General features: G+C 59.5%; 26 protein-coding genes. 14 read left to right on the top strand and 12 right to left on the bottom strand.

Annotation, left to right across the window (positions count from 1 at the left end; all coding sequences use genetic code 11):
* The first annotated feature begins 69 nt into the window (after window positions 1–69).
* From TQ29_RS19070 to TQ29_RS19060, 3 genes are all read left to right on the top strand, one after another.
* The gene (locus TQ29_RS19070; protein WP_054540694.1) at window positions 70–1,275 is read left to right on the top strand and encodes an NAD(P)/FAD-dependent oxidoreductase; all 1,206 of its coding nucleotides are present in this window, start codon (window positions 70–72) and stop codon (window positions 1,273–1,275) included.
* 77 nt (window positions 1,276–1,352) lie between these two features.
* A complete protein-coding gene (locus TQ29_RS19065; RefSeq protein WP_082386789.1) occupies window positions 1,353–2,015 on the top strand; it encodes an OmpW family protein in 663 nt (220 codons plus the stop codon).
* Between the two features lie 67 nt (window positions 2,016–2,082).
* A complete protein-coding gene (locus TQ29_RS19060; protein WP_038068037.1) occupies window positions 2,083–2,691 on the top strand; it encodes a glutathione S-transferase C-terminal domain-containing protein in 609 nt (202 codons plus the stop codon).
* Window positions 2,692–2,924: 233 nt separating this feature from the next.
* Here the strand turns inward: TQ29_RS19060 and TQ29_RS19055 are convergent, their stop codons facing one another.
* The gene (locus tag TQ29_RS19055; protein WP_054540570.1) at window positions 2,925–3,491 is read right to left on the bottom strand and encodes a recombinase family protein; all 567 of its coding nucleotides are present in this window, start codon (window positions 3,489–3,491) and stop codon (window positions 2,925–2,927) included.
* A gap of 140 nt (window positions 3,492–3,631) precedes the next feature.
* Here TQ29_RS19055 and TQ29_RS19050 point away from each other — a divergent pair, with 140 nt between their 5' ends.
* On the top strand, window positions 3,632–6,583 hold the full coding sequence (locus TQ29_RS19050; protein ID WP_054540571.1) for a Tn3 family transposase: 2,952 nt from the start codon (window positions 3,632–3,634) through the stop codon (window positions 6,581–6,583).
* Between the two features lie 243 nt (window positions 6,584–6,826).
* On the opposite strand, the gene TQ29_RS19045 is transcribed toward TQ29_RS19050, so the two are convergent.
* From TQ29_RS19045 to TQ29_RS19015, 8 genes are all read right to left on the bottom strand, one after another.
* On the bottom strand, window positions 6,827–8,032 hold the full coding sequence (locus tag TQ29_RS19045; RefSeq protein WP_054540693.1) for a GIY-YIG nuclease family protein: 1,206 nt from the start codon (window positions 8,030–8,032) through the stop codon (window positions 6,827–6,829).
* Complete coding sequence (locus tag TQ29_RS19040; protein WP_054540692.1) at window positions 8,025–10,073, bottom strand: pseudomurein-binding repeat-containing protein; 2,049 nt, start codon at window positions 10,071–10,073, stop codon at window positions 8,025–8,027. The genes TQ29_RS19045 and TQ29_RS19040 overlap by 8 nt, the downstream gene beginning before the upstream one ends.
* A gap of 176 nt (window positions 10,074–10,249) precedes the next feature.
* The gene (locus tag TQ29_RS19035) at window positions 10,250–11,722 is read right to left on the bottom strand and encodes an ATP-binding protein (RefSeq protein ID WP_082386788.1); all 1,473 of its coding nucleotides are present in this window, start codon (window positions 11,720–11,722) and stop codon (window positions 10,250–10,252) included.
* Window positions 11,719–11,868, bottom strand: coding sequence for a hypothetical protein (locus TQ29_RS20850; RefSeq protein WP_157445672.1), 150 nt, complete (start codon window positions 11,866–11,868; stop codon window positions 11,719–11,721). Before TQ29_RS20850 ends, TQ29_RS19035 begins: the two co-directional genes overlap by 4 nt.
* Window positions 11,865–12,749 (bottom strand): hypothetical protein, encoded by an 885-nt coding sequence (locus TQ29_RS19030; protein ID WP_054540691.1) that lies wholly within the window; start codon window positions 12,747–12,749, stop codon window positions 11,865–11,867. Before TQ29_RS19030 ends, TQ29_RS20850 begins: the two co-directional genes overlap by 4 nt.
* Complete coding sequence (locus tag TQ29_RS19025) at window positions 12,746–15,493, bottom strand: DNA methyltransferase (protein ID WP_054540690.1); 2,748 nt, start codon at window positions 15,491–15,493, stop codon at window positions 12,746–12,748. The genes TQ29_RS19030 and TQ29_RS19025 overlap by 4 nt, the downstream gene beginning before the upstream one ends.
* A complete protein-coding gene (locus TQ29_RS19020) occupies window positions 15,490–15,912 on the bottom strand; it encodes a type II toxin-antitoxin system VapC family toxin (RefSeq protein WP_054540689.1) in 423 nt (140 codons plus the stop codon). The genes TQ29_RS19025 and TQ29_RS19020 overlap by 4 nt, the downstream gene beginning before the upstream one ends.
* 3 nt (window positions 15,913–15,915) lie before the next feature.
* Window positions 15,916–16,164, bottom strand: a complete 249-nt coding sequence (locus TQ29_RS19015; RefSeq protein ID WP_054540688.1) for a hypothetical protein — start codon at window positions 16,162–16,164, stop codon at window positions 15,916–15,918.
* Between the two features lie 202 nt (window positions 16,165–16,366).
* Here TQ29_RS19015 and TQ29_RS21010 point away from each other — a divergent pair, with 202 nt between their 5' ends.
* Entirely contained in the window at window positions 16,367–17,122 is a 756-nt protein-coding gene (locus TQ29_RS21010; RefSeq protein ID WP_173585997.1) for a hypothetical protein, read from the top strand.
* Between the two features lie 103 nt (window positions 17,123–17,225).
* On the opposite strand, the gene TQ29_RS19005 is transcribed toward TQ29_RS21010, so the two are convergent.
* The 3 genes from TQ29_RS19005 to TQ29_RS18995 form a co-directional block, all read right to left on the bottom strand.
* Window positions 17,226–17,450, bottom strand: coding sequence for a hypothetical protein (locus tag TQ29_RS19005; RefSeq protein WP_054540607.1), 225 nt, complete (start codon window positions 17,448–17,450; stop codon window positions 17,226–17,228).
* Between the two features lie 166 nt (window positions 17,451–17,616).
* Window positions 17,617–17,874, bottom strand: a complete 258-nt coding sequence (locus TQ29_RS19000) for a helix-turn-helix transcriptional regulator (RefSeq protein ID WP_054540608.1) — start codon at window positions 17,872–17,874, stop codon at window positions 17,617–17,619.
* Between the two features lie 124 nt (window positions 17,875–17,998).
* A complete protein-coding gene (locus TQ29_RS18995; RefSeq protein ID WP_054540687.1) occupies window positions 17,999–18,250 on the bottom strand; it encodes a hypothetical protein in 252 nt (83 codons plus the stop codon).
* Between the two features lie 210 nt (window positions 18,251–18,460).
* On the opposite strand from TQ29_RS18995, the gene TQ29_RS18990 reads away from it, so the two are divergent.
* From TQ29_RS18990 to TQ29_RS18955, 9 genes are read left to right on the top strand one after another with little or no spacing between them, the layout of a single operon-like run.
* Window positions 18,461–18,829, top strand: a complete 369-nt coding sequence (locus TQ29_RS18990; protein WP_054540686.1) for a hypothetical protein — start codon at window positions 18,461–18,463, stop codon at window positions 18,827–18,829.
* Window positions 18,830–18,872: 43 nt separating this feature from the next.
* The gene (locus tag TQ29_RS18985; protein ID WP_054540685.1) at window positions 18,873–19,493 is read left to right on the top strand and encodes a lytic transglycosylase domain-containing protein; all 621 of its coding nucleotides are present in this window, start codon (window positions 18,873–18,875) and stop codon (window positions 19,491–19,493) included.
* Window positions 19,490–19,783 (top strand): TrbC/VirB2 family protein, encoded by a 294-nt coding sequence (locus tag TQ29_RS18980; protein WP_012187163.1) that lies wholly within the window; start codon window positions 19,490–19,492, stop codon window positions 19,781–19,783. The genes TQ29_RS18985 and TQ29_RS18980 overlap by 4 nt, the downstream gene beginning before the upstream one ends.
* Window positions 19,776–20,054 (top strand): type IV secretion system protein VirB3, encoded by a 279-nt coding sequence (locus tag TQ29_RS18975; protein ID WP_009808059.1) that lies wholly within the window; start codon window positions 19,776–19,778, stop codon window positions 20,052–20,054. The genes TQ29_RS18980 and TQ29_RS18975 overlap by 8 nt, the downstream gene beginning before the upstream one ends.
* Entirely contained in the window at window positions 20,044–22,419 is a 2,376-nt protein-coding gene (locus TQ29_RS18970; RefSeq protein ID WP_054540684.1) for a type IV secretion system DNA-binding domain-containing protein, read from the top strand. The genes TQ29_RS18975 and TQ29_RS18970 overlap by 11 nt, the downstream gene beginning before the upstream one ends.
* The gene (locus TQ29_RS21005) at window positions 22,416–22,583 is read left to right on the top strand and encodes a hypothetical protein (RefSeq protein WP_173585996.1); all 168 of its coding nucleotides are present in this window, start codon (window positions 22,416–22,418) and stop codon (window positions 22,581–22,583) included. The genes TQ29_RS18970 and TQ29_RS21005 overlap by 4 nt, the downstream gene beginning before the upstream one ends.
* On the top strand, window positions 22,573–23,727 hold the full coding sequence (locus tag TQ29_RS18965) for a lytic transglycosylase domain-containing protein (protein WP_173585995.1): 1,155 nt from the start codon (window positions 22,573–22,575) through the stop codon (window positions 23,725–23,727). The genes TQ29_RS21005 and TQ29_RS18965 overlap by 11 nt, the downstream gene beginning before the upstream one ends.
* Window positions 23,727–24,536: a type IV secretion system protein gene (locus tag TQ29_RS18960; protein ID WP_054540746.1), complete on the top strand. Its 810-nt coding sequence runs from the start codon at window positions 23,727–23,729 to the stop codon at window positions 24,534–24,536. Before TQ29_RS18965 ends, TQ29_RS18960 begins: the two co-directional genes overlap by 1 nt.
* A gap of 17 nt (window positions 24,537–24,553) precedes the next feature.
* Window positions 24,554–25,207, top strand: a complete 654-nt coding sequence (locus TQ29_RS18955; protein ID WP_054540682.1) for a virB8 family protein — start codon at window positions 24,554–24,556, stop codon at window positions 25,205–25,207.
* Window positions 25,208–25,209: the final 2 nt, after the last annotated feature.

The following is a 25,209-nucleotide window of genomic DNA, read 5'->3' as shown; positions in this document are numbered from 1 at the left end:
AAGTAATCAACAGATGACGCGCGGCACAGGTCTGCGCGTCATCTGTATCATGGTCTGAGGAAAACTCCGATGGAACGTATCATCATCATAGGCGGTGGTTTGGCTGCGGTCTCCGCGGCGAAAACGCTGCGAACAGAAGGCTTTGAGGGCACTGTCACGGTCCTCTCCGAAGAAGGGCAGTTCCCTTATGACCGCCCGCCGCTGTCGAAGGCGGTTCTTCAGGGTACGGCAGATGCACAGAGCACTTGCTTGCTGAACGCCGAGGCCGCGCAAAATCTTGGCATCGACCTTCAGCTCAACCAACGCGTCGAAGCAATCGACCGCGACGCGCATGTGGTACGGCTCTCTTCGGGAGCAAGCCTGCCCTATGACCGCCTGCTGATCGCGACCGGAAGTCGCGCCCGCATGCTTGATGGCCCCTTCGCGGGAAAAGCCAATGTTTTCTATCTGCGTACGATTGCTGATGCCGAGCGTTTGCGCGCGCAAATGGTGCCTGGAAAGCGGCTTTTGTCGATTGGCGCGGGTTGGATCGGTCTTGAAGTCGCAGCAACAGCCCGAAAAAGCGGGATGGAAGCGGTGGTCGTCGAACTGGCCGACCGGCTTTGCGCCCGCAGTCTGCCAAAGGATGTCGGTGTCGCTTTGGCTGATGTGCACCGTGGCAATGGCACCGTGATCCATCTGAATACCTCAATCGTGACGGTAGGCGGAGATGACCGGGTTGAAAGCGTGACTCTGTCAAACGGGGAAACGCTGCTGGTTGACATGGTCGTCGTCGGGATCGGCGCGATTGCGAATGATGCGATCGCGCGGGAGGCTGGCCTGGAGACGGGCAATGGCATCATCGTAGATGAATTTCTGCGCACGTCCGACCCGCTGATTTTTGCGGCCGGGGATGTGGCGGCTATGCGGGTTGGCGGTGGCCAGCCGACACGGATGGAATCCTGGGCCAATGCGCAGGACCAGGCCGCTGCGGCCGCAAGAAACTTGCTGGGGAAGAGGGAGCCCTATGCAATCAACACCTGGTTCTGGTCTGATCAGTACGACCTCAACATTCAGATGATCGGCGATAACCAGCCCGCTGGGGGAACTTTGCTTGTGCGCAAGGGCGAAGGAAAGTCGTTCACCCGTTTCTCGGCCATCGGTGATCGGCTGGTCGGTGCCATCTGTTTCGGCGCGCCCCGCGACATGGCGATCGTTCGCCGCCTCATGTCGAAAGGCTACGCAGTGACTGACGACTCGCTGATCACAGCACCAGACCTTCGTAAGCTACTGTAAGCACAAAAAGATACCCAACCAGGCGAAGACCTGGGCAACGCCATCACCAAAAAGTCCAACACATAGGGAGGAAAACTATGTTTAAAACTTACTATACGGCAACACTCAGCGCTTGTCTGGCTCTAGCCCAAACTTGCGCTGCCCAAGCACAGGATGCAGACCAGAACGGCTGGTATCTCCGGGGGGGGCCCGTGGGGATATACTTCAGCCCCGGTGCCGAACTGTCGGTCGGAGGTGCGCCATTCCCCGGCGCCGATGTTTCGGTCGACGACAACTACTCGCTCAGCTTTGATATCGGCTATCGCATCAACCCTCAGCTTTCCGCCACCTTCACATTCGGAATCCCACCCACCGCAGAGATTCGCGGCGAAGGAAGCCTTGCTGGGGCCTATCTCGGGGATGTGACTTACGCACCTGCGATTCTCGCACTCCAATACCGCATTCCGACCCGTAATCGGAGGTTCGAGCCCTATGTCGGCGCGGGCATCAACTATACCATCATTCTGGATTCGGACGGGCGCGATGTGGCCGGCTTCGAGGCGGAAAATGCTTGGGGTGCCGTTCTACAGGTCGGTTTCGAAAGCATGATCAATGAGCGGATGGGTATGTACTTCGACGTCAAGAAAATCTGGCTCGATGCTGACGTCAGTGGCACATTGGGCGTCGGCGGGCCGTCAGCGACAGGTAGTGCGACGCTCGATCCTCTGCTTGTCGGAACCGGTCTGGTCTGGCGCTTCTGAGACATATACTCCGTCTGCAGTTTCAGGGTACCTGTGCTGAAACACAAAGGAAGGAAACACTGTGAAAATGGAACTCTACTACATACCTGCGGCCTGTTCGTTGGCTGCTCACATCAGTTGTCTGGAGGCGGAGATACCCACGACTTGCCGAATGGTCGTGATGGACCCGGCGGGAAACAAGGTCGATGGTGAGGACTATAGCAAGATCAACCCACTGGGTCTGGTCCCCACCATCGTCGATGGCGAGACCAAGATCTCTGAGGCTGCCATAGTGCTGCAATACATTGCGGACAAGGCAGACGGAAAACTCGGCAAGGTGACGGGAGATGAGCGTTGGAAGCTTCTTGAAACCCTGAACTTCATCTCTACAGAGCTTCACAAGACAATGGCGCCGTTGTTCCGTCCTGATCTGCCGGTCGAAGCCCGTCCTTTCTTCGAAAAAATGGCTGCCAACCGTCTGACCGAAGCAGAGAAGCGCATTGGAAGTGCCGGCTATCTTGTCGGCGACAGCTTCACCGTCGCCGACGCCTATCTCTTCACGGTGCTCGGTTGGTGCAACTTCCTCAAGATGGACATGTCTCCTTGGCCGAAGCTCGTCGAATACGCGCAGCGGATCGGTGGACGACCGGCTGTCCTGCAAGCTCTGAAAGAGGAAGGGCTCTTGTCCCCCGCCTGACGTAGGCTTGGGGTCAGGGCCTATTGATTTTGCCCGTGCGGCGTGATTCAGCCTCCTTGCGGAGGCTGAATTATGAGCAACATATTCTGACTGACGGACGCGCAAATTGTCGATGACCACCCGGTCTGGCACGCCGTTGGTGGCAATCGCACGGGTTCTGTCGCATCGTTTTGGCCCCATCGGAAGGTTTCTTCGTAGAACCACGCTAAGGAAGAACGAAGCCTGAACATGGCTTACAGCGTGGCATTTCTGATCGCCTTGTAAGCTGTTGATCTGCCTATGCCGAGGTGTTTTGCGGCTTGAGCGACGGATTTACCTGCGCCGACGAGATCTTGGAGGGCTGAGATTGTCTCGGGTTGCAATGGCGGGCGCCCAGGGATGCGGCCATGCTTTCGAGCGTTGATCAGGCCGTCTTTGGTGCGCTCAGAGATCAGGCGGCGCTCGAAATGCGCAATGGCCCCGAAGACATGGAACACGAGCTCTCCGGCGGCGGAAGTCGTATCGATCCGCTCCTCGAGGCTGATCAGATTGATCTCTCTGGCTTTGAGGCCGTCGACGGTTTCCAAGAGTTCCTTGAGCGAGCGCCCCAACCGATCGAGGCGAATGACGGCGAGGGTGTCGTTGGGTCTGGCCTGATCAAGCAAGGCTGTCAAACCGGGCCGGTTGAACGTTTTGCCGGAGATCACGTCTTCGAACACGCGAATAGCGCCGTGTTGTAGCAGCCGATCTTTCTGTCCGGACAAATCTTGGTCGACGGTCGAGACCCTTGCGTATCCGAGGATGTCGCCAGTGCGTGGCATGGTGTCTCCAAAATGGCCGTTTTAGGCCCTGATCGCAGGTGGTTACCCTAATCCCGGATTTGTGCAGGATATCTGTCTTTTTAACAGTCTCTATAATATTGGGCGTCTTCAAACTTGCAACAACGTTTTGAGGACGCCTTATGGCCCGTAGACTTCTTTCCTCCCGCGCGTATGCGGACCTCTTCGGGGTGCCGACAGATTCTGAAGCCTTGATCCGTCACTATCTGCTGAGCGGAGATGACATTGATCTGATCCGTACTCGCCGCCGCGCCGAAAACCACCTTGGCTTTGCGGTGCATATTTGTCTGCTGCGCTACCCTGGTTTGGGGTGGAGCGAAGGCATCATGCCGCCAGATGAACTGATCGCCTGGCTTGCAGAGCAACTTCAGATCGATGCTTGTTCTCTCGGTGAATATGCCGTCAGGCGAAATACGCGGCATGAACACCATGCCCTCGCGATGCGCCATTTGGGTCTGTCCCCTTTCGGATCTGAACATGTGCAGCAGGCGGAGGATATCGCCACGAGGGCGGCCTTTGCGACGGATCATGGCGTGAAGATTGTCGAGACGCTGATTGCGGACCTGCGCAAGCACCGTTTGGCGCTGCCGAGCGTGGACACGCTTGAGCGCCTCGCCTTGAAGGGCCGGGCGCGCGCGCGAAGGGAGGCTGCCGCGGCGCTGTTTGATGCCCTCTCACTGGAGCAGCGTGACCATTTGCAGGCGCTCTTGGTGAATGACCCGTCCGTAGGGCAAACGCGGCTCACGTGGTTGCGCGGCTTTCCGCACTCGACCAGCCCGGCCAGCATGGCCGCGCTTCTGGACCGTTTGAAATATCTGCGATCATTGAATCTGCCGCCAGATCTTGGCCAGGGTCTGCACCCGGACCGGCTGCTCAAGTTCGCGCGCGAGGGTGCTGTAGCGCCCGTGAGCTTGCTGAACGACTTTGGCGAGCGGCGGCGGATCGCAACACTCGCGGCGCAGATGGCGGATTTATCCGTCACGATCACCGATGCGACCATCGCCATGTTCGAGCGACTGACCGGCCAGCTCTTCTCAAGATCCCGCAACCATCAGGAGGAGGTTTGGCGTATGGGGAAGACTCGGGTTGGCAAGCTGATGCAGCTCTTCGGCGCATCCATTGATGCCATGGCCCGCGCACAAGACCTGGGGCAAGACCCCTTTGCTGCGCTGGATGCGGATGTCGGATGGGATACGCTCCTGGGCAAGCGTGACGAAATTGCCAGCTTCGGAGAGCTGGCAACCAGTGACCCGCTTTCTCTGGCGGCCGAGCGCTATGCGTATATGCGCAAGTTCGCCCCTGCCTTTCTGGAGGCCTTCCAATTCAATGCGACCGATGCGGGGGATGATCTCAAGGACGCCATCGCCTTGCTGCGGGATCAGAACCGCACCGGCAAACGCAAGTTGCCCGATGATCTGCCCATGCCGTTTGCCGCCAAGCATTGGCCGTCGCTGATCGTCCAAGGCGGTCAGCCACAACGGCGCGTGTATGAAACCGCTATTGTGTCCACCTTACGAGACCGCCTGCGAGCCGGGGATGTCTGGGTCGACGGCAGTCGTGAGTATCGCCGGTTCGACAGCTACCTGATGCCCCGGGACACGGCTGAAACTGTCATGCGGGATGCAGGTTTCGAGACCGATCCGGACGCGTGGCTGGCTGATCGCCGGAGCATGTTGGCGAAACGTCTTGACCAAGTGGACCGCGCCTTGAAACGCAATGCTCTTATCGGCGTCCGTATCGAGCGTGGGCGGCTGAAAATCACACCACATGATGCGGTGACACCTCCTGCTGCGGTGCGTTTGGAACGGGCCATCGACGCCGTGATGCCGCGTATCCGCATCACAGAGCTGCTTTGGGAGGTGAATGCGCAGACCGGGTTCCTTGATGCCTTCACTGACCTGCGGTCTGGCAAGCAGCACGATGAACCCGCTGCAGTTCTGGCCACGATCTTGGCTGGAGCCACCAATCTCGGCTTGGAGCGGATGGCCCACGCCTCATCGCGTGTCAGCCATGCGCAACTGACCTGGGCGCAGACATGGTACCTTCGGCCCGAGACATTCGCGGATGCCTTGGGCCGCATTGTCGATGCCCATCATGGTCTGCCCTTCGCGCGACACTGGGGCGCGGCTGAGCACAGCTCATCAGATGGCCAGTTCTTCTCTGCCAATCGTGGCAGCGGACTCATCAATGCCAAGTACGGGCCTGACCCCGGCCTGAAAATCTACTCTTTCCTGTCGGGCCAGTACGGATCGTTCCATTCCAGCGTTATCGGCGCGACGGCGGGCGAAGCGCCCTTTGTGCTCGACGGTCTTCTGGGCAATCCGGCCAGTTTTGACCCCCTCGTTCACTACACAGATACCGGCGGCGTGTCGGACCACGTCTTTGCCCTGTTCCATCTGTTGGGGATGACGTTTGCCCCGCGCTTGCGCGACTTTCCCGACCGGCGGTTGGCGTGCTTCGGTGGCGCGAAGGCGTGGCCTACCCTGTCGCCTCTGATCGGGAAGCCTATCAATGAAGAGGTGACCCGGCAGCATTGGGGCGACGTCATGCGACTCGCGGCCAGCATCCGCGACAAGTCTCTGAAACCGTCTGAAATCCTGCGAAAGCTTGGGGCGTACCGCCAGCAAAACAGGCTGTATCTTGCCCTCGGTGAAATCGGTCGGATCGAACGCACACTCTTCATGCTTGACTGGATCGAGAACGCCGATCTGCGCATGGAATGCCACGCAGGCCTCAACAAGGGCGAAGCGCGGCACTCGCTGGCCAGGGCCGTCTTTGCCCACTCACAAGGGCGCATTCATGATCGTTCTGACGCGGCTCAACAGAAACGGGCCATGGCGCTCAACCTCGTCATCGCCGCCATCACGTTCTGGAACACGATCTACATGGACAAAGCGGCCAGCCACCTCGCACAGGCCAGCCCGCTCTACGACGCCAAGCTGCTTCCGCATACCTCGCCGCTCGGGTGGGAGCACGTCATCCTATCCGGCGACTTCGATTGGCATTCTGGGACCGCTGACCGCAAAATTGCGCGGCCGCTGAACATCAGACCAGCCAGAGACTGGGAAACGTGAAGATGTTCTCTGAAAGTTCCCCCTTAGCGTGGTTCTACGAAGAAACCTTCCGATGGGGCCAGCTACCCCCGACTGCGACTCTTGTTAGAAAACAAAAGGCGCAAGATAGAAGGTTGGCGGTACGCTGGGGTGCCGGTGCACGTGCACGTGATGGCGCTCGACCATATTCCGCGAGTTCAAGCGCAATCCTTCTCCGATCCATGCATCCCGCTGGTCGAGGTGCCATAGAGTGTCACGCAGCATCTATTGCGGCATCTCCCCCGAAATACGTTTGAGTCCGGCAGCGCGGGGGTCATAGTGATAGCCCGTTATTGTGCCGTCCCTGATCTTTTCGACAGCGTCGTTGATGACAAAGAGAGGAACGAGGAACCATTCTCGCGGGACCACAGGCCTTCCAAAGCGATCCATGATCTCGATCTCGAGCCGTGCAGGTTCGAAAATGCGGTGGATCAGGTTCTCCAACTTGGACCGATTGATGTTGTAGAGCTCGTATGTCGCGACCACCTCGACATTCGCCATCAGAAACGTCGGCTGCAACTGCGCGCCGGCGATCCGCTTCTCGACGCTCATATTGGTAACGCCGATCTTGTGCACCAGTTCCCGGTTTTCTGTGACGAGTGGATGATCGGATTTGCTGCGAAGCACATAAATGATCCCGCTCGCCTCATCACCATCGATTGTCTGGTCCGAAAAAAGTGGGCCTGCCGATGGGTCAGTGATTCGGCGTCCCGCGCCGTCCTTGTTCAACGCGCGCTGGAGCGAGCGCATCAGCATGTTGCTCTCGGTGCCGTTGTCAAAAATCACCCGCAGACGAGCATCGGTACGACCTTGCTCATTCGTGATGGTCTCACCCTTTTCAGTAACATAGGCTTTCTGACCGCCGACGATGAAAAAGCGGCCCTTCTCAATCTCGGCTTTCATCTCGAAAGGGCGGGTCTCCCGCAAACCGCTATCCAGTTCTTTCTGGACCATCTCGAACAATGGCTTGAACTTCGAAAAATCTTCGCATTTTTCGCGATTGGCGACTTCATCGGCGGCCTTTTTCTCGGCTGTTGACCGGACATGCTTCAATTCCGTGAGGGGTGATTTAGCAACTTCCACGCCCAGTTCGGCGAGGAGGGCATCGTCATCGAGGTCATCGGAGTCTGATGCTGAGGGCGCAGGGGTGTTTGCTAGGAGACCCTGCTCGTCGAGTGGGGCAAGGAGGTCGCGGCATTCCTGCAAGTCGCGGATCCGATCAAGACGCACGGCGTAGAGGCGTTCAAAGATATCACGATCCTCCCCGTGCTGGGGAGGCCGGCCATGCTCATCTGCAAATCGCAAGATTTCCTCAAAACCTGCGATGATGCGTTCTTCGCGTGGTGTGCGGCTGAGCTGCTTCTTGACCTCGACCTCGACGCCAAGCTCAGCAAGGAGGGCGTCGTCTTCGTCAGTGAAACCCTTAGCCATAGGTAGCCTCCTGCTTCATGCGCGCGAGATAGGCGACGCCTTCGGCCATTTTGTTCTCCCACGGATCAGGCGATGTGATGGAAGGCAGACGGCCCCGCTCCTGCTTGAACTTGACGGCGCGTTTCGCCAGATCTCGCGCCTCGTCCGGTGACAGTTGCACCTTTTTCGCCGAGATGACGGCCTGAACCTGCCGAAGGCTTTCCTCGCTCATCGTCTTTGCCAGAATCGAGTAGGCTTCGCCGAACGGATTGATGCGATCAATCAGATCGATGTCGAGTTCGCGCACGTCCATTGCGAATTTGCGCACCCCGTCGATCAAGGCGGTATTGCCGGTTGTTTCTGTGTCATCGCGGTTCGACAGCGCGATCTCTTTCGCCTTTTGGGTCAGGTTCAGCGCAGCAACTGCGTGTTGGCGCACCGCTTCCTGATCCTCTGCATCTAGCTCTGGGAACCTGGCACCGACAATCTTGCCCATGCGAACCTGCGTCAGTTCCTCCGGCACCAGCTCTTCGTCGAAGAGGCCCCGTTCGATCGTAGTCTTGTCCTGAACGAAAGCTGTGATCACCTCATTGAGGTCCTCTTGGCAGATGCGCTTGGCTTCCTTGCTCTTGGGTTCGACCAGGCCTTTGATTTCGATCTGGAACTGTCCGCTGGCCTCGCTGAAGCCAACGTTCTCCTTGTTGGGGTCATAGCCGCCCTCGCCGTAATCGAACCCTTCGACAGGGCCACTTTTCACGGTCTTGGGTGTGAAGTTGAAACGTGGGGCCAGCACCTGCTCCATCAGCAGGCTTGCAGCGATCGCCTTCAGTGTATCGTTGACTGCCTCGGTCACGGCTTCGGCCGCGGCGCCAGGCTCCGCGATAAGGTTGGTGAACCGCGCTCGGGTCTTGCCCTCGGCATCGCGGGTGGCGCGGCCGATGATCTGCACGATCTCCGTCAGGCTGGCGCGATAACCCACCGTCAGGGCGTGTTCGCACCAGATCCAATCGAACCCTTCTTTCGCCATACCCAGGGCGATGATGATGTCGACATGATCGCGGTTGTTCTTCTGCGTGGAGTCTTTCAGCGCGGCGGAAACCTTGTCACGCTTGGATGGCTCGTCGTCCACCAGATCGGCGATGCGTAAGACTCGCTCGTCGGGCGTCTTGACCAGCTGAAAGCCCGTGATGGGATCCGCTCCCTGCCAATCGCCCAGGGCGTCAATGATATGCTCGACCTCGCGATGCTTGTCCTTGGTGCTTTCGCGCGAGTTCACGTTCGGGATGTGAAGGATCGTCTTCTCGGTCGGATCCAAAACCTTGAGGATGTCGTCCGCATAGGACCCGGAATAGAAGAAATACCCGATGTCGAGCGTCTTGAGGTATTTGTAACCATTCAACTGCTGATAGTAGGTATAGGTGAAGGTATCGAACTTTGCCTCATCTTCGGGCGACAGAACGGCTTCGGCATCGCCGCGGAAATAGGACCCGGTCATCGCCACCAGATGCACCTTGTCGCGCGCGACAAGGGCGCCCAGATGCGTGCCCAGCTTATTATCAGGGTTGGCAGAGACGTGGTGAAACTCATCTACCGCGATGAGCCGATCATCAAACGCTTCAATCCCGAACTTGTCCACGGCGAACCGAAAGGTCGCGTGGGTGCAGACCAGAATCTTATCGTCGCTCGCCAGGAACTTGCCGACAGCGCCGACCTTGCCGTCATCCCCGCCGGGAGCGTTGCACAGGTTCCATCGCGGTTGCACTGTCCAGTCTGCCCAGAAGCCGTACTTGCTCAGCGGCTCGTCGTTGAAGCTGGACCCGATGGATTTTTCTGGCACCACGACGATGGCCTGACGCAGGCCTTGATTGTGCAGCTTGTCGAGTGCGATGAACATGAGCGCGTGGCTCTTGCCAGATGCCGGCGGCGACTTGATCAGCAGGTATTGCTCGCCCCGCTTCTCATAGGCACCCTCTTGCATTTCGCGCATGCCAAGCTCGTTCGATTTGCTCGAGCTTCCATTGGCCGCATAATTGACAGAGACGGAAGGAACCTGCTGTGTCATGATGTTTTCCTTCTGAGGGGCGCGGAATCATTCGCTTTGGGGCGGGCAATCAAAACCCGATCAAGTAGCGAGACCGCACGCGGCCCGTTGTAACAGTATGATTTATATGTATTTTCCAAAATTACGCCCTCTAGCCCACATACGCACAATCAAAACCCGATCAAATGTTATCCCTGTCACGCCCATGAGGGGACATATCCAGCACGAGGGCGTTCAGCATCCGCAGGACGGATCAGACCAGCATCCAGCGTCGCGCGAATAACCCGCGACGCCTGCGCAGCGTTCTGGTCGTCGATGCCGAGCCGCTCCCGAAGTGTCGCGTTCGTCATCTTCTGACCGCCTACGTATTTGAGCGCGGCATGTTGGTAACACGCTCGCACGGCTTCTTCCGGTGTCATGTCCGCAAAGCGGCGTGGTGCAAACAGAACCACGCGCACGGCGTCTCCCTCCATGCGGAAATCCGGTGGGGGCAACTGGTGTAGCTCAACCGCCGAGATCACCTTGTCGATGCCGGTGCCTTGTTCTTCGCAAAGTTTCATGCGCCGCATCAAGGAAGCAAGAGCTTCATTTCGGGAACGCGGGGGCGAGTCCAAAAACCGGTCGGGGCTAACCAAGGGGGCGCCCGGGTTCGTGATCTCCATGCGATCGCTGAATAACTCGATGAGTGGACCGGCACCGGTGATCGTCATGTCCTGGTGGATCAATGCGTTGGCGATCAATTCGCGGATCGCTATCGACGGGTAGAGCGGACGCTCCTCGCGGAATGCTTTACCAATCAATTCGTTGCGGGGCAGAAGGCCGTCGATGTAATCCACCAGCCCCTGAAATCCCGCTGCATAGCCGCGCTGGCCGTCCTGGCGGTGGCTCACGTCATCTGCACGTCCGGTGCCAGCATAGGCCACGAAACGAACCCCTTTGCGCTCTACAGAGGGGCCGAAATCGGAAAGTTTCTTAGCATACAGGATTGCGCCCAGATTGGTAATGTTCCAGCGGTCGCTTACATCTTTCTGGATCAGACGATCTGCCAATAGCCTGTCGAAGATCCCCTGCCTGTTATCCGGCAAGGGCTGGCCCGTAAGATCGAAGTAGTTGGCGTAATTCAGCCGCGCAAGAACGTCGTCGCCGGACAGGAACTGCGCCGCGACGCCTGTCTCCCAAGCGTAGGGCTGCAACTTGCTCCAGAGGGCACGCAGGCGTTCCGGATGGTCGGACAGGCGCGGCGTGGCACTGCCGATGCGCAAATAGGCTGTGCGGTCAAACTCTACCGGAGCGGTTGCGGCGGCGGGGATAGTCAGCAGGATCAGGCGCTGCCCGTCATGATCGACCTCTTCGAACCGGAACTCGATGCCCGGCTGGAGGTGGTTGGCCACCCACAGTTCGAGCGGCTGCCCCTTCTCCTTCTTCACTGTCGGCTCAAAAATCGTGCCGACAGCCGCATGATCACCGTCTCTCACCCCCCAAACCACATAGGCGAAGTGCTGATCGGCAAGCCGTGCAGCATTGGACAAGGCCGAGATCAGCTTGCCGATCAACGGTCCGTCGGCGTTGTTTTCCTTGAACTCGATCCAGGTGGTTTCCGCTGGTTTGGCGCGCAGATCGTCCACCAGTTTGCGGGTGCGTTCCGCGCTCATGACAGGGTCAAGGGTCATAGTGTGTCCACTTTCTGACCCACCACGCCTGGGTAGCGTTTGTCGTAGGGGCATTCCTGTATTGCCCGCCGGCCCAGGTCGTTCGGCTTGGCCGGGCTACCGTTGGTGGCATAAATAATCGAATTGGAGGGAAAACCTTTGATCATTGACCTCTCACCCGCTTATCAAAACGTCTTAAAAATATGCGGGCTGTGATCAGGATTATTTGAAACCGAAAAGCACAATCTTCTTCATCTGACAGGCCCGGATGGCTACCGTGCGGATGCAATCTTGCCCACAACCCCAATACGTACGCAGGTTTGCCTCTGTCGTTCTCCCACTCATTGTATTCGTGAAGTAGGAACGGTCCCGATTTTGTATCTGCAAGATATTGCCTCTTTGCGTCATCGCTAACCTTAGGATCACATCCAAAATATTCCGCAATTTTGTCCAGCAGTTCCTGATAGAAATTTCTGATCATCGCGTTGGCGGAAGACCAGTTCCCTTGCGAAAAGTTCTGAATCGCTTGATCCAAATGCCCCTTGGCGGCGCCCAACCCGTGCCGACCAAGTAAGGCCTCAATTTCGCTGGTCGCCTCTCGAAAATCTGTCTCAGGTACATCCTCAGGCAGCATCCGCCTGAGAACAGTCTGTTTAATGACCCTTGGAGCGTCATCGAAAATGGAAGATCTGCCCATTGGGTCTGGAACCTCCTCTTCCACAAGTGTGAAGCCATCCATTTTCAGACCAGCAAGAAGACGCAACCAGACATCTGGCTTGTTGCGCTTGCTTTGCTCGGATGCCGTAATTGCATGCTCAATCATGGCTCTGCTTAGGTCACAGTTTCCGTTGACCGTCGGAACAGAACGTCCCCCCATACTGCTTCTTGCGAACCGAACCATTTCATTGGCCTTCGATGCTACCGATCCAGAACCACAGAATTCGTCAACACCCCACCCTAGGGTGAGAGACGAGAAAGCGGTTTGTGTCGACATTTCAGCAATCATCTCGCCCGCTGCCATCAACGTCATGCTGTTAAAGTCGCTCATGCGCTCACCTTCGTCGTCATCTTCGTGTACATCTCGAACAGTTTTTCCAGCCGTTCGGTGTCGTTGCGGAAGCGGCGGCCGATGTAGATGCGTTCCAGCACCTCGTCGTTGTGATCATGCGCGGCGCGGAGGTTGGCGGGCATTTTCTCGGGGTCGTAGAGGTCGGCGATGGTGGCGGGGAAATGCGCCTCGCGGGCCAGAAGGATGCCTTCTGCCGCCGCAGTCAGGTCGGCGCGGTTCTTTTCCGTCAGTTTCGGGACGGGGAAGGTGTTCCAGCCCATGGTGTTGGAATAGCGGAAATCGGTTTTCATCTTGCCGCAGACCGTGGCGATCCAGACCAGATGCAGGCGCGAGGCGATCAGCGCCATGTTCCAGAGCGGGGCGTCGTAGAGGGCGAAGGTTTCACTGGTCACTGTTGAGCGCGCATCAATGATGCCGTTCGGCAAATATGGGCGGTTTTCAGAAGACGTTCGAGGAACAGTGAGCGTCCAATTCTTTCCGATCCGCATTTCACGCATCTGATGGGCGCGACTTGCCATCTCGTTGGCGCTCTTGTCGCGGCTATTCAAGCGCATCATGCGCACGCCTTCTATGCGTTGGCGAATTGCTTCAATCGCCAACGCCTCTTGCAGATGATCGTTCTCAATCCACAAGCAATAGCGTTCCAATCCGCGAATGAACTCCGCAGAACCATAAATCCGGCGGATGAATTTGTTATGTTGGTCGGGGGTCAGACCAAGGGTCCGCACTTCGTCTGCACTCAGGAGCAGGTGCCCGCCGTCAACGGGCTTGTTCCCAAAGCTCATGTTGGCGGTGCCGTTTAACGGCCTACTGGCTTTGTCCACTATCACATTCGGCGCGGCCACCAGATAGGCATTGACGTTGTCCGATTCCTTCACAACGGACCCGCCATCATCTGCCAGCGAGAACAGTTTGCGCACTTGCCCCGCATGATTGGAAATTCCAACAATCGCCACGGTCACGCCCGCATTATGGCTGGCAAGGTTCGCCCATTTGAAACTGGTGTGGGCAAAAGCAATCTCATGCCCAATCTTGAAGATCAGCGGCCAAAGGATCGGCACCTGCTGCCCCTGACAGATCGAATTGGTGGACACAAAGGCCGACACGGTGGGCGTGTGCAGCCCATAATCAGCGGCCTTCATGAACCAGCCCGCAACATAGTCGAGCGACTTCCAGCTTTTCGTGCGCCCATCGAATATGCGCTGCAAATCCTCTTTCTGTTCCGTGCTTTGCCAGGTTGATCCCAGATACGGCGGGTTCCTGCAGATATAGGTCTCGCCCCCCTCATTCGCGAAGTCGATCTGCGCCTGATCCAGTGGGGACATGAACAGGTCATAAGCCTGAAACTTCACCCCCGTCCCCGTGGGCGGGCAGACCGACAGCCAGTCCAGCCGCAGGGCGTTGCCGCAGGTGATCCAGTTCTGTGCGTCCAGCGGCAGGAATTCGGCCAGCGCCTCTTTCTGGCCGCGATAGGTCACGTCGCATTGGTATTCCGCGATGATCAGCGCCAGCCGCGCGATCTCGGCCGAGAAGTCGCGCAGCTCGATCCCGCGATAGTTGGTGAGGGGAATGTCGGTGCGGCGCAGCGGCTCGCCCCGGCGCTTGTTGATCTCATACTCAAGGCTGCGCATTTCCTTGTAGGCGATGACAAGGAAGTTGCCCGACCCGCAGGCGGGATCGAAGACGCGGATCTTGGCCATGCGGGCGCGCAGATTGGCCAGCTTGCGCGCGTTGTCGCCCGCCGCCTCCAGTTCTGCCCGCAGATCATCGAGGAAGAGCGGGTTCAGCACCTTCAGGATGTTCGGCACCGAGGTGTAGTGCATCCCGAGAACCGAGCGTTCCTCCTCATCCGCGACGGCCTGGATCATCGAGCCAAAGATGTCGGGGTTGATCTGCGTCCAGTCGAGGCTGCCGATATGGGAGAGATAGCGCTGCGCGATCTTGGAAAAGCGCGGCACATCGGTGCTGCCCGAGAAGAGGCCACCGTTCACATAGGGAAAGGTGTCGGCCCAGCGGGGCAGCTTGGCCTCGGCGCGCTTGGCGATTGGCGTGTTCATCGCCCGGAAGATTTCGCCAATGACTTCGTGCGTGTTCGACCCGTCGCGGTTGGCCATCTGGTCGATGGTGGCGGTGAACAGGTTGTCGCTGACGAAGATGTCGGTGTCTTCGGCGAAGAAGCAGAAGATCAGCCGCGCCATGAAGTGGTTCATGTCATGGCGTTTGTCAGCGCTGCCCCAGTCGGGGTTGTCCTTGATCAGCTCGACATAGAGCCGGTTGAGACGGCTGGTCGCGCGGATGTCAAAGGCGCTTTCGCGGATCTGCTTGACCGTGGAGATACCAGCGAGCGGCAGGAAGAAGCCGAAATGGTCGGGGAACTCGGTGTAACGGCAGGCGATGGTTTCGCCGGTGGTGATATCCTCGGCCTCGAGGTCGATGCCGTCGGTGGCGAAGATGAACTTGGCCTTGGCGCGGGTGGTGGCGGGGCTGTCGCGTAAGGAGCGCAGGGTCGCCGCGATGTCGCCCGGGGCGCAGGTCGCAAGGTGGATGTTGTTGGTCTGCAGGACGCCGCCAAGGTCGGACTTGTTCGACGCGCCGGTGCGCAGGCGCTTGATCGTCGTGTCCTTGTTTCCGAAGGCCATGAGGAAGGCATAGGGGAACTCTGCCGCGTCAAAGGGCTGCTCGGCGAGTTCGGAAACGGCTTGCTCAATCTCAACGGCGTTCATGCGGCTGTCCAGGGGTTGATCAGGCCGATCTCGCAACCCTCGAAATCAGGCGTATTGCGCGTGGCGACGGTGGCGCCGCAGGCGTGGGCAATGGATGCGATCTGGCAATCGGCCTGGGCAATCGGTCGCCCGGCGGACCGTCGTGCGGCGGCGATGGAGGCGTAGGACAGCGCAGCGGCGCTGTCGAAGGGCAGGATCCGACCGGCCAGGTCCTCGCGCAAGATCCGGTCCACGGCGTCAACCAGCGCGGCGCGGCGCTTGCCGTTCCCCATGATCGCGAGACCGTAGCGCAGCTCTGCCTCCGATATCGAGGTCAGGTAGACGTTGAGCCCGTCCTGAGCGGACAGCCAGTGTTCAACCTTGGGCTCCGGGGCCGGGCGCAACAGCTCGGATATGACATTCGTATCGAGGATGATCATGCGTCAGGCCTGGTCGAACGCGGGCGGTTCACGCATGGCTTCACGCTGCGGAAGGTCGAGATCAACGCCACCCAGCGGCGCGACCCGCGCCCGGATCGCCGCGGCAAGATCGTGGGATGGCTTCGCTTCACCGACGACATGGCGCAAGATTTCGCGCGCCTCCTCTTCCATCGAACGGCCATGCTCGGCCGCGCGGATGCGAAGGCGGCGCTTCACGTCATCATCAAGGTTCCGGATGGTAATGCTTGCCATGATATCCTCCTGAGCAGATTGTAATCATCGCAATCAATGCGATCAAGGCTAATCGCTGGAACGCATGGTTTCCTCAGGGTGGGCAAGCCGACGCTGTCAGCTCGCGATCTTGCTGACCGCCGCAACCGCAACACGCATCATCAATGTTGCAATAGTATATTTTCGTATGTATGCTGAGTGAAGATTGTCAAGGGTTCTTGCCATGCGTTTCGAATTCAAAAACCTCCCTCTGGCGGCCTTTTTAGCTCTTGCCTTGACCGGGCCAACAGTTCCGACGCAAGCCCGCGCCCAAACCTATCAGATCGATTGCGCCATCCTGCTGTGTTTGTCCGGTGGGTGGCCGGCTTCCGTGCCATGCGCACGCGCGCGGGCCGAGTTCATCCGGCGCATCACACCTTGGCCGGTGGAGCCGCCGCTGCAGATTTGGCGCTGCCCCATGGGTGCGTCTTACGATGGGCCTGCCAGGTCGCGCCCCACGGACCGGATCTTCGATGCCCTATATGGTGGTTCAGGAACCTCATCAAACTCTTCAGCCCCGCTCTTCGATCAGGCCGCCACAACAGGCGGGATGCGCGGGTTCAGAGGCTCCAACGCGGCCTGGGACAACCTCGTAAGGGCTGATTACGCCCTCCATCTCGTAGAAGACCGCGCCGACATCGATATCAGTGGGCCTGAATTCAATTTCGTGCGCTCCATCCGCGTCTTCGATGTACGGTATGCACGACAGCACGAATCCGGGCGAGATGGCGACTGCAACCGCAGCGCAGTCGTTGTCCTCGGCACCTATGGGATCCAGGGCGATTTTTCGTGGAGGTCGTCGTCACCCGCAGCGCTTCCCGCGGCGCATGCCGGTCTTGAGCGGTGGGGCGAGCACTGCCCGAACATTTATCACAGATCCGTCTTCATAGAGTGGCGTGACTATAGCGGGAATTACGGCTTCGAGCAGGTCAATTACTGACTGATGAGCTACTACGACGTCGCGCAAAGCCTTGTACGAGATCAAACCTGGAATGCACGAAAAACCACACAATTGAGGGCCATAAAGGCCATATTCTTCCATGTCAGTCGTAGCGACAATTCAGCTGCGTGAGAGACGCGAAGTCGATTTCAGCTTTATCGGCATCGCAGAGATCCGGGTAAATCCTTGAGACGCGCTGTGGGCCATGCATGTCCCACCGGATTGCCAGAGCACCTGTGTTCCAGCGATATACCCAGCCGACAATGGTTTCTTCATCGGCTGCAATCAAATTGGCGATCGCGACGCCTTCGACCTCATTTTCGTTCACTGTTTACTGACTTCCTGCAATTTGGCGTTGCGGATAGCAGCTCAGATCCAAAGCGTTTGCTGCAACCGTGTGCCGGGCCTCGTTAAAATCGGTTACTGTTCGTCCTCGCGGTAACGAATTCACACCGGGAGAAGTCAGCTCCCGTGTTCTCGAAAGATGAAATGGCTCAAATCCGGTGGTCGGGCTCCGTGGCGGCTTCAACGATCGCCAGAACCTCGGAGGGGTCAAAGCCGATGGCGCGGGCGAGGACGACCAGTTCGACGACGTCGACCCGGCGTTGGCCGCTTTCAATGCGCGCCACGAGGGATTGATGGCACTTGAGCTTGACCGCCAAGTCCTCCTGACCGAGGCCCGCCTTGATGCGGGCGTCGACCAATGCCTGGCAAAGTGCCACCTGTCCCGTGCTTCTGATTGTCTTTGCCACGCGTCACATACCTTTTGTGACGTCGCTAGCGGATGAAATCTATTATCTAAAAAGTAGATATTTGAGGGTGTTATCGGCGTCTGGTTTCCATGGGCTGCAAGTCTGATGCTCCCGAGGCTGCCCATCAATCCCCTACCAATTGCAGAAATCGGCCGTAGTCCTCACTGACCTCCCTCGCTTCCTCGAAGGCACGGGCCCGTTCACCGTCGAGGCAACGGAAGTAGCTCTGGATATCCTGGATGTAATTTTCGAAATCGCCACGGATGATGTCCGCATAGTCTCGCGCTGCCTGCGAATCGCTTGGCAGGAAAGGACGAGCCGGGGCGAAGCAGGATTCCGCGAAACCCGGCCCGGGGAGGCAGATCAGGAGGGCCATAGCTTGTAATGAGAGCAGGCCTGTCAACCTTGGGTTTCTCAAACCTGTTATCTCCTTGATCGCGGACACTGGCCGTGACTAGTGTTTGCGTAACCAAACTACAGCTAAAGCACGATATTACATCTTGCGGTTGATAGTATAATATCGTAACTCTGGGGTTCAAGTAGGAATCCCCGAGGTTGCGCCATTGGAGAAAGCGTGAGCCGGGCCATGAACTGGGACATCGAAGCACCAAATGTGGTTACGGAAGCCAGATTCCGCGAGCTCGTGGAAAGCGGCCATAGCGCAGAAATCCTGTGCCAGGAGTCGGCACATAAGAAAGGCCCCAGCTATTACGGGGTCTGGATCATGCGCGTTGTCTCTGATGACGGGGTGGAAAAGCTCCTCGTCACCGCCCGCACGCGGACGACCTACAACGATATCAAGATCCGCGAATTCAAAACGATCTCCGGCGTGGTGTCTTTCTTCATTGGCCTTGGTTTTGCGCATGTCGACCTGCCGCTTGAAGCGGGAACAAGCCGGACCCACAAACTCGCGCCGTCAGACAAAGCCCCATCAGACAAGGGCGCTGGCAGCTAACCTCGTCTGTCTCTGGCTGGTCGCAGCACCTGCCTCAGCGCAAATGGTCCTGGTCATGGAGAGCGACGGCTCTCTGACCCCATCCCGGTCTCAGAGCAGTTTTGCTCGGAACTACAATGACGGCATCGGTCAGGGATCGGCAGCCGACGAACTTGCGATTTTCGGCAGCGATGAAACTGTGCCAGAGCGAGAAGCGATGCGCTTTGCAGCCCGTGTCGGTCCGGCACCCCTGCCCCGTGCCGATGTCCTAAACGCCATAGAGACCACGGCCCTGCGTTATGCCAGCCACCCCGGCCTAAGGCGCGCGGAGCTTTCCGTCACGGACTGGCTGAGCCTCTACCGCGCCAATATCGAGGTTGAGAGCGCCTACAGGCAGGATGCGATCTCACATGCGGGCGCCATTGGCCTTGGTCAGCTGATGCCCGACACCGCGCGTGATCTGGGCGTCGACCCGCGTGACCCCCAACAGAACCTCGACGGCTCTGCCCGCTACCTCGCGATGATGCTGGAGACGTTCGGCGATCCGCATCTGGCGCTGGCGGCCTACAACGCGGGGCCGGACGCCGTGCGCCAACACGGTGGCATTCCCCCTTACCGAGAAACCCAGAACCACGTGGCCCGCGTCATGGCTGTCGTGGCCCGATTGGAAGGATCAAATTCGTGAGACAGATTTCAAACCTCTTTGTCGCCTCGCTGGCGCTATTCCTGTTCATTGCCGAGCCCGCCCTAGCACAGAGCATCGATCTCTCCCCGATCCAGAGCCTGTTACAGGGCATCGTCGATGCGCTGACCGGCCCACTTGGCGTTGTCATCGCGACGCTTGCCGTTCTCGGGGTCTTTCTCAGCTGGTTCTTCAACATCATCGATCTGCGCCAGGCGCTCTGGGTCCTGGTCGGCATCGCCGGTGTCGCGGCTGCCCCCACCATCGTTGCCGCGGTCTTTGCCGGTGGCTGAGCGCTCGCCTCTCTTTCTCGGCCTCGTGCGCCCGCCCAAGCTTCTGGGCCTGCCCATCATGTACGCGATGGTCTGGCTTTTCGGGTCGGTGCTCTTGTTCGTCTGGGTCCAGCACATCGCGGTACTGGCTGTCGCGGCCCTTCTCTACCCGGTGCTTTGGAAGGCCGCAGATTGGGACCCGCGTTTCATCGACGTGATGATGACAGCCCTGCAGGAGACACCGCCCACGCGCAACAGGTCCATCCATGGCGGGGACAGCTATGCCCCGTGATGACGCCCGTGATGCTGCGCTCGATGCCCGCACAATGACGCCAGACTGGTATGCGCGCGAGACCCGGCTTGCGCATATGCTGCCCTATGTGAGCCTCGTCGACGACCAGACCGTGCGGACCCGGGTGAACGAACTCTTCCGGTGCATTCGCCTTGAGGGGATCAACAGCTACACGACGGACGATGCCTATCTCGACAAGGTGACGGCGCTTTTTGCTCGCATCGTCGCGCAACTCGGGCCAGAATTCAGCTATTACGTCCACAAGGTCTCCAAGGCCATCAAACCTGATCTCGACCCCATCCGTGAGGACAGCTTCGCGGGCGAGGTGGACCGTCGCTGGCGCGCGAAACTCGAGACCAGTGGGCTGCGCGACAAGACCCTGACGCTCACCGTCATTCACCGGCCGCCCCCGAAAAGCCTCTTGCCGTTCCTCGGTCGCAGCGCGCCGGACCGTCTGAAAGAGGAGACCCGCAAACGCTTGCAGCGCCTCGGCGAGGCCGTGAACGTCTTCCTCTCGGGCCTCGCAGAGCTCAAGCCGCGCCTGCTGTCAGCCGCATCGGGGGAGTTGGTGGGGTTTCTGGGCGCGCTCAACACGGGCACCGAGCTGCCGCTCTACCCGGCCAACACCTACGGCTTTCTGTCCTTCAACGTCGCCAATACCCGCGTGACGTTCCACGGCGACCATTTCGAGCTTTCCGAAGGCGTCGTGGGCCATCGCTACGGCAAGAGTTTCACCATCGGGGAATACTCGGAAGGCACCTCCTGCACAATGTTCGACATGCTGAACCTGCCGGTTGACATGATCGTGACGCACTCCTTCACGCCGATCAATTCGAACCTCATGGCGGGCCGCATCAAGCGGCAAAAGCGCCAGATGCAGGCCAGCCAGGACGCGGCCCTCTCGCTCCTGGAAGCCCTCGACATCGCCGCCGATGATCTCGAGGCCAAGCGCCAAAGCTTCGGCGAACACCATATGGTCGTCACACTCTTCTGCGAAACGCTCGAAGAGCTGCAAACCCTCAGCGCCGAAATCGTGAACGCCGCCGCGACCGAGGGAGTGAAAATGATCGGCGAGCGGGTCGCCGCAAAGGCGCATTACCTCAGCCAGCATCCCGGCAACCAGCCAAAGCGCGTCCGCGCCAGCGCCGTCACCAATCGCAACTTCGCGGATTTTGCGGCCTTTCACCGGACACAACTCGGCAAACCCGCCGCGAAAACCCCATGGGGCCGGGTCGTCACTTATTTGCCCACGCCGGAGCAGAGCGCCTACCGGTTTTCCTATCACGAGCAAGGCTCGCCCGACAAAGAACCGACCAGCGGCCATACCCTGATCATGGGGCGGCCCGGGTCGGGCAAATCGGTGCTGTCGGCCTTCCTGATGACCCAGGCCCGTCGCGCGGGCGCCCGGGTCTTCGTCTTCGATTACCGTCTTGGTATGGAGATGGCGGTCCGCGCGAATGGCGGGCGCTACGCGTCCCTGAACGCCGGTCAGCCCACGGGCCTCAACCCGCTCTGGACAGAGACCGATGCGCGCGGCACCGCCTGGCTCTCGGACTGGCTTGCCACCCTGCTCTACCGCGCTGACAAGCCCCTGACGCCCGCACAGACCAACCGCATCCAGGAAGTCGTGCGCCAGAATGCCCAGGCCACAAACCCCGCCCTGCGGAACTGGCGGGATTTCGCATCGCTTTTTGTGTCTACGGATGATGGCGGCGATCTGCACCAGCGCCTGCTCGAGTGGACCGAAGACGGCCGCTACGGCTGGATCTTCGGACAGAGCCTTGAGGACACTTTTTCGCTCAAGGGCGACGTCGTGGGTTTCGACCTGACCGGCATTCTCGACAGCGAGGCCGACAAGGAGCGGATGGCGGTCCTCTCCTATCTCTTTCGCCGGGTCGAGCGCGAGATCGAGGACCGCCACCCCACCATCATCGTGATCGACGAGGCCTGGAAGGCGCTCGACAATGCGTATTTCGCCGAGCGGCTCTCGAACTGGCTGGTGACCGCGCGGAAGCAGAACACCGTCGCGGTGATGATGACGCAATACGCAAGCCAGCTCGAACGTACCCGGACCGGCAAGACCATCGTCGAGGCCGTGCCGACGCAGATCCTGCTGCCCAATATCCGCGCCAGTGCCTCGGATTACGCCATGCTGAACCTCACGGAGAAGGAACTCGACGTCCTTCTCAACACGGGCAGCAACAGCCGCCTCGCACTGATCCGCGACGATCAGGGCTCAATCGTCGTCGATGCCGATCTCAGTGCTCTTGGGCCCAATCTCACCATCCTTGGCGGCATGGAGAAAGGCGAGGCGCTCGTCGGCGCCGATTACCGCGACCGCCCAGACTTCTGGAGGCTTTCATGATCCGTATTCTTGTCGCTTTGGCTGCGCTCGGCGCGCTGGCCTCCTGCACCCAGTATCGGGAGCCGCAGGCTAATTGCTTTTCCTTTCTCGCCTCGACGGCAGCGACAGCCCAGGATTGCCACTTCGCACCGCTCGGCGCGCCGGAGGGCGACATTGAAGTCTAGCCTGCCTCATATCCTCGCGTTTTGCCTGCTGCCCGGTCTCGCCTTGTCTCAGGGCGTGCCGACCAATGACAGTGGGCTGACCGCGCGTGACATCGTCGAGACTGGCGATCGCGAGGCTGACTTGGCCGTTCAGGCCGACAAGCTTGCCGTGCGCGAACTCATTGCCGAGATCGAACGGGAGCAGCTGGAAACCCTGCAACGCATCCTCGATGCCCAGACCAGCTTCGGCGGTCAGGGCTTGCCGGCTATGGTCTCGGGGCTGGAAAGCGGCAGCGGGGATCCGGCTCGGTCAGTCGAGGCGGCCTATGGCAATGCCGACATCGACCCCAATCCCGGCGGTGCGCAGATGTTCGGCGACGCCGTCGAGAACATCGAGCAGCTCATCATCCGCGTCGCCCAGGAAACCAGCGGCTTTGCGGGTGTTGGCCGCGCAGGCCTCTCCCCCGTCCAATGGCGCGCGCTGCTGCAAGCGCTGATCTGGCAGGAAAGCCGTTTCACCATCGGTGCACGGTCTCCCGTCGGCGCCTATGGTCTCACACAGATCATGCCTGGCACGGCCAGCGATCTCGGCATCAACCCGGAATATTATGACAGCCCCTACCTACAGGTGCATGGCGGCGCGCGCTATCTCGCGACCCAGCTCAACACATTTGATGGCAACATCATCAACGCCCTCGCGGCCTATAACGCCGGACCCGGCCGGGTTTTCGAGTATGGCGGCGTTCCGCCCTTTCGCGAGACCCAGCATTACGTGTCGGTCATCCCTGAACGCTACAATCTCTATCTGAGCCGTATCGGAGGGATCGATGCGCTTGGCACGATCGATCCGGCGCTTCTCGCCAATGCCAACCTCTCGCTCACGGGTCATGGGGCAGCCTTTTATGGCAGCAACTCACCAGCCGCGATCCGCCAAGCCGCCCTGCGCATTTCCGACATCGTCACGCGGATCTCCGAGACCGAGGATGTGCAGGAGAGCGTCGCGCTCAACACCTATGCACGCGCCGAACTCGTGCGTCTCGTGGCCGCCCGCATCCGGCTTCAGGCGGCACGCACCCGCGTCCTCTCTGCCGAAGAGCTGGCCCAGGCCAGCGCCCGCATGGCCGAAGGCGCGTTCATGGATTTTACGATCAGGGGGATTGAATGATGGGACATCTGCTCTTGAGGACGGCCTTGGCCACAACGCTTGGGATTGGCCTGCATCTGGACGCCCTATCCCCTGCCCTCGCGCAAGGCGTGCCCGTCGTCGACACCCAGAACATCACGCAAAATATCCAGCAGCTCCGGCAGATGATCGAGGACGAGATCCTGCAGAACGAGCAGCTGACGCAGCTCCGCGAACAGCTCGGCCTTCTCACGGACCAACTCGCGGAGCTGCAAAGAACCTACGAGGCCCTCACCCGCCTCGCCGAGCTTCCAGAAATCATCCGCACCGAGATGGAAGACGAACTCAATGGCCTACTCGACCAGGAGTTCGGGGACATCCTCGCCACGATTGAGGCGATCAAGACGGGGGATTTCTCCGGCCTGTCCGGCTCCGGCGCAGGCGAGATCGAAACCCAGATGGACCGGGTGCTGGCCGACCTCGGCTTTGACGAGGACACCCTCTCGGAAATGGCCGCGAGCGGCAATCCCGGGGCCAACCGCGTGGCGACGCAGGCCACCACCGGCGCGCTCGTCTCAGCCGCCGCCCAGAACAGCTATGAGGATGCCGGCCAATCGCTCGAGCGGGTAGACCGCCTTGTCGGGCTCATCGACGACATGGACGAACTCAAGGAAAGCATCGATCTCAACACGCGCGTGACCGCGGAGCTCGCCATTGCGCTGGTCGCCATGTGGCAACTCGAAGCCATCCAGACCGTGGGCGATGGCACCGGCGGCGTGATCGATGCCGCCACCATCGCCGAAGAGCAGCGCTTCATGGATTTCACCTTGCCGGACCTCCGGGCAGACTAATCGTGGGGGCATGACGGGTGGCGACTGAACAAGAAATCATCGAGGAAGAACTGGTCTATGGTGCTTTACGCCGCGAACGGCTCTGGCAACGCCTTGGCCTGATGGGCCTTGTCTTCGGTATCATCGGCTGTCTGAGTGCCGCGGCTGTCTCGATCCTCGACGTCGACCCGCCCCCCGTCGTTGTCCCCTATGATCCCGCCACTGGTTTTGCCCTGCCCGAGGCGTCCGTTGGGGCCACATCCGTCACCGCCAACCAGGCGATCATTGAGGCGGAGGTATTCCGCTATGTGACCGACCGGGAGGTCTATAACCAGCTCGACAACGATCTGCGCATCCGCAGCGTCCTGCGCCGCTCGGACGGAGCTGCCGAGAGCGGGCTGCGCCAGATCTGGAACAGCGCCAACGAGAATTACCCGCCGACGGTCTATGGCCCCAATGCTCGGCTCGACGTGGAAATCCTCAGCATCAACCGGATCGGAACCAACCGCGCGACGGTCCGCCTGCGCAAGCGCCTGACGTCCATTAACGGCACCCAGACCGGCCTCTTTACTGCGACGCTTCTCTTCGAGTTCCGCCCGGAGACCCGCCGCTCCATCGATGAGGTCTGGACCAATCCATTCGGCTTCACCGTTCTCGAATATTCCATCCGCTCCGACAGATTGGAGAACTGACG

This window comes from Actibacterium sp. EMB200-NS6, assembly GCF_001305615.1.
Classification (GTDB): Bacteria; Pseudomonadota; Alphaproteobacteria; order Rhodobacterales; family Rhodobacteraceae; genus Actibacterium_A; species Actibacterium_A naphthalenivorans.
The sequence above is the reverse complement of the archived record's forward strand: the minus strand, read 5'-3'. Positions and strand labels throughout refer to the sequence as shown.

Bases quoted from the DNA above. Each gene is read 5' to 3' on its own strand.
- TQ29_RS18990 (WP_054540686.1), top strand. From the start codon at position 18,461: ATGAACTGGGACATCGAAGCACCAAATGTGGTTACGGAAGCCAGATTC.
- TQ29_RS19065 (WP_082386789.1), top strand. From the start codon at position 1,353: ATGTTTAAAACTTACTATACGGCAACACTCAGCGCTTGTCTGGCTCTA.
- TQ29_RS19025 (WP_054540690.1), bottom strand. From the start codon at position 15,493: ATGAACGCCGTTGAGATTGAGCAAGCCGTTTCCGAACTCGCCGAGCAG.
- TQ29_RS19050 (WP_054540571.1), top strand. From the start codon at position 3,632: ATGGCCCGTAGACTTCTTTCCTCCCGCGCGTATGCGGACCTCTTCGGG.
- TQ29_RS19070 (WP_054540694.1), top strand. From the start codon at position 70: ATGGAACGTATCATCATCATAGGCGGTGGTTTGGCTGCGGTCTCCGCG.
- TQ29_RS18970 (WP_054540684.1), top strand. From the start codon at position 20,044: ATGCCCCGTGATGACGCCCGTGATGCTGCGCTCGATGCCCGCACAATG.
- TQ29_RS19040 (WP_054540692.1), bottom strand. From the start codon at position 10,073: ATGACACAGCAGGTTCCTTCCGTCTCTGTCAATTATGCGGCCAATGGA.
- TQ29_RS18960 (WP_054540746.1), top strand. From the start codon at position 23,727: ATGGGACATCTGCTCTTGAGGACGGCCTTGGCCACAACGCTTGGGATT.
- TQ29_RS19030 (WP_054540691.1), bottom strand. From the start codon at position 12,749: ATGAGCGACTTTAACAGCATGACGTTGATGGCAGCGGGCGAGATGATT.
- TQ29_RS21010 (WP_173585997.1), top strand. From the start codon at position 16,367: ATGCGTTTCGAATTCAAAAACCTCCCTCTGGCGGCCTTTTTAGCTCTT.
- TQ29_RS19035 (WP_082386788.1), bottom strand. From the start codon at position 11,722: ATGACCCTTGACCCTGTCATGAGCGCGGAACGCACCCGCAAACTGGTG.
- TQ29_RS19015 (WP_054540688.1), bottom strand. From the start codon at position 16,164: ATGGCAAGCATTACCATCCGGAACCTTGATGATGACGTGAAGCGCCGC.
- TQ29_RS19060 (WP_038068037.1), top strand. From the start codon at position 2,083: ATGGAACTCTACTACATACCTGCGGCCTGTTCGTTGGCTGCTCACATC.
- TQ29_RS20850 (WP_157445672.1), bottom strand. From the start codon at position 11,868: ATGATCAAAGGTTTTCCCTCCAATTCGATTATTTATGCCACCAACGGT.
- TQ29_RS18995 (WP_054540687.1), bottom strand. From the start codon at position 18,250: ATGGCCCTCCTGATCTGCCTCCCCGGGCCGGGTTTCGCGGAATCCTGC.
- TQ29_RS21005 (WP_173585996.1), top strand. From the start codon at position 22,416: ATGATCCGTATTCTTGTCGCTTTGGCTGCGCTCGGCGCGCTGGCCTCC.
- TQ29_RS19055 (WP_054540570.1), bottom strand. From the start codon at position 3,491: ATGCCACGCACTGGCGACATCCTCGGATACGCAAGGGTCTCGACCGTC.
- TQ29_RS19045 (WP_054540693.1), bottom strand. From the start codon at position 8,032: ATGGCTAAGGGTTTCACTGACGAAGACGACGCCCTCCTTGCTGAGCTT.
- TQ29_RS19020 (WP_054540689.1), bottom strand. From the start codon at position 15,912: ATGATCATCCTCGATACGAATGTCATATCCGAGCTGTTGCGCCCGGCC.
- TQ29_RS18985 (WP_054540685.1), top strand. From the start codon at position 18,873: ATGGTCCTGGTCATGGAGAGCGACGGCTCTCTGACCCCATCCCGGTCT.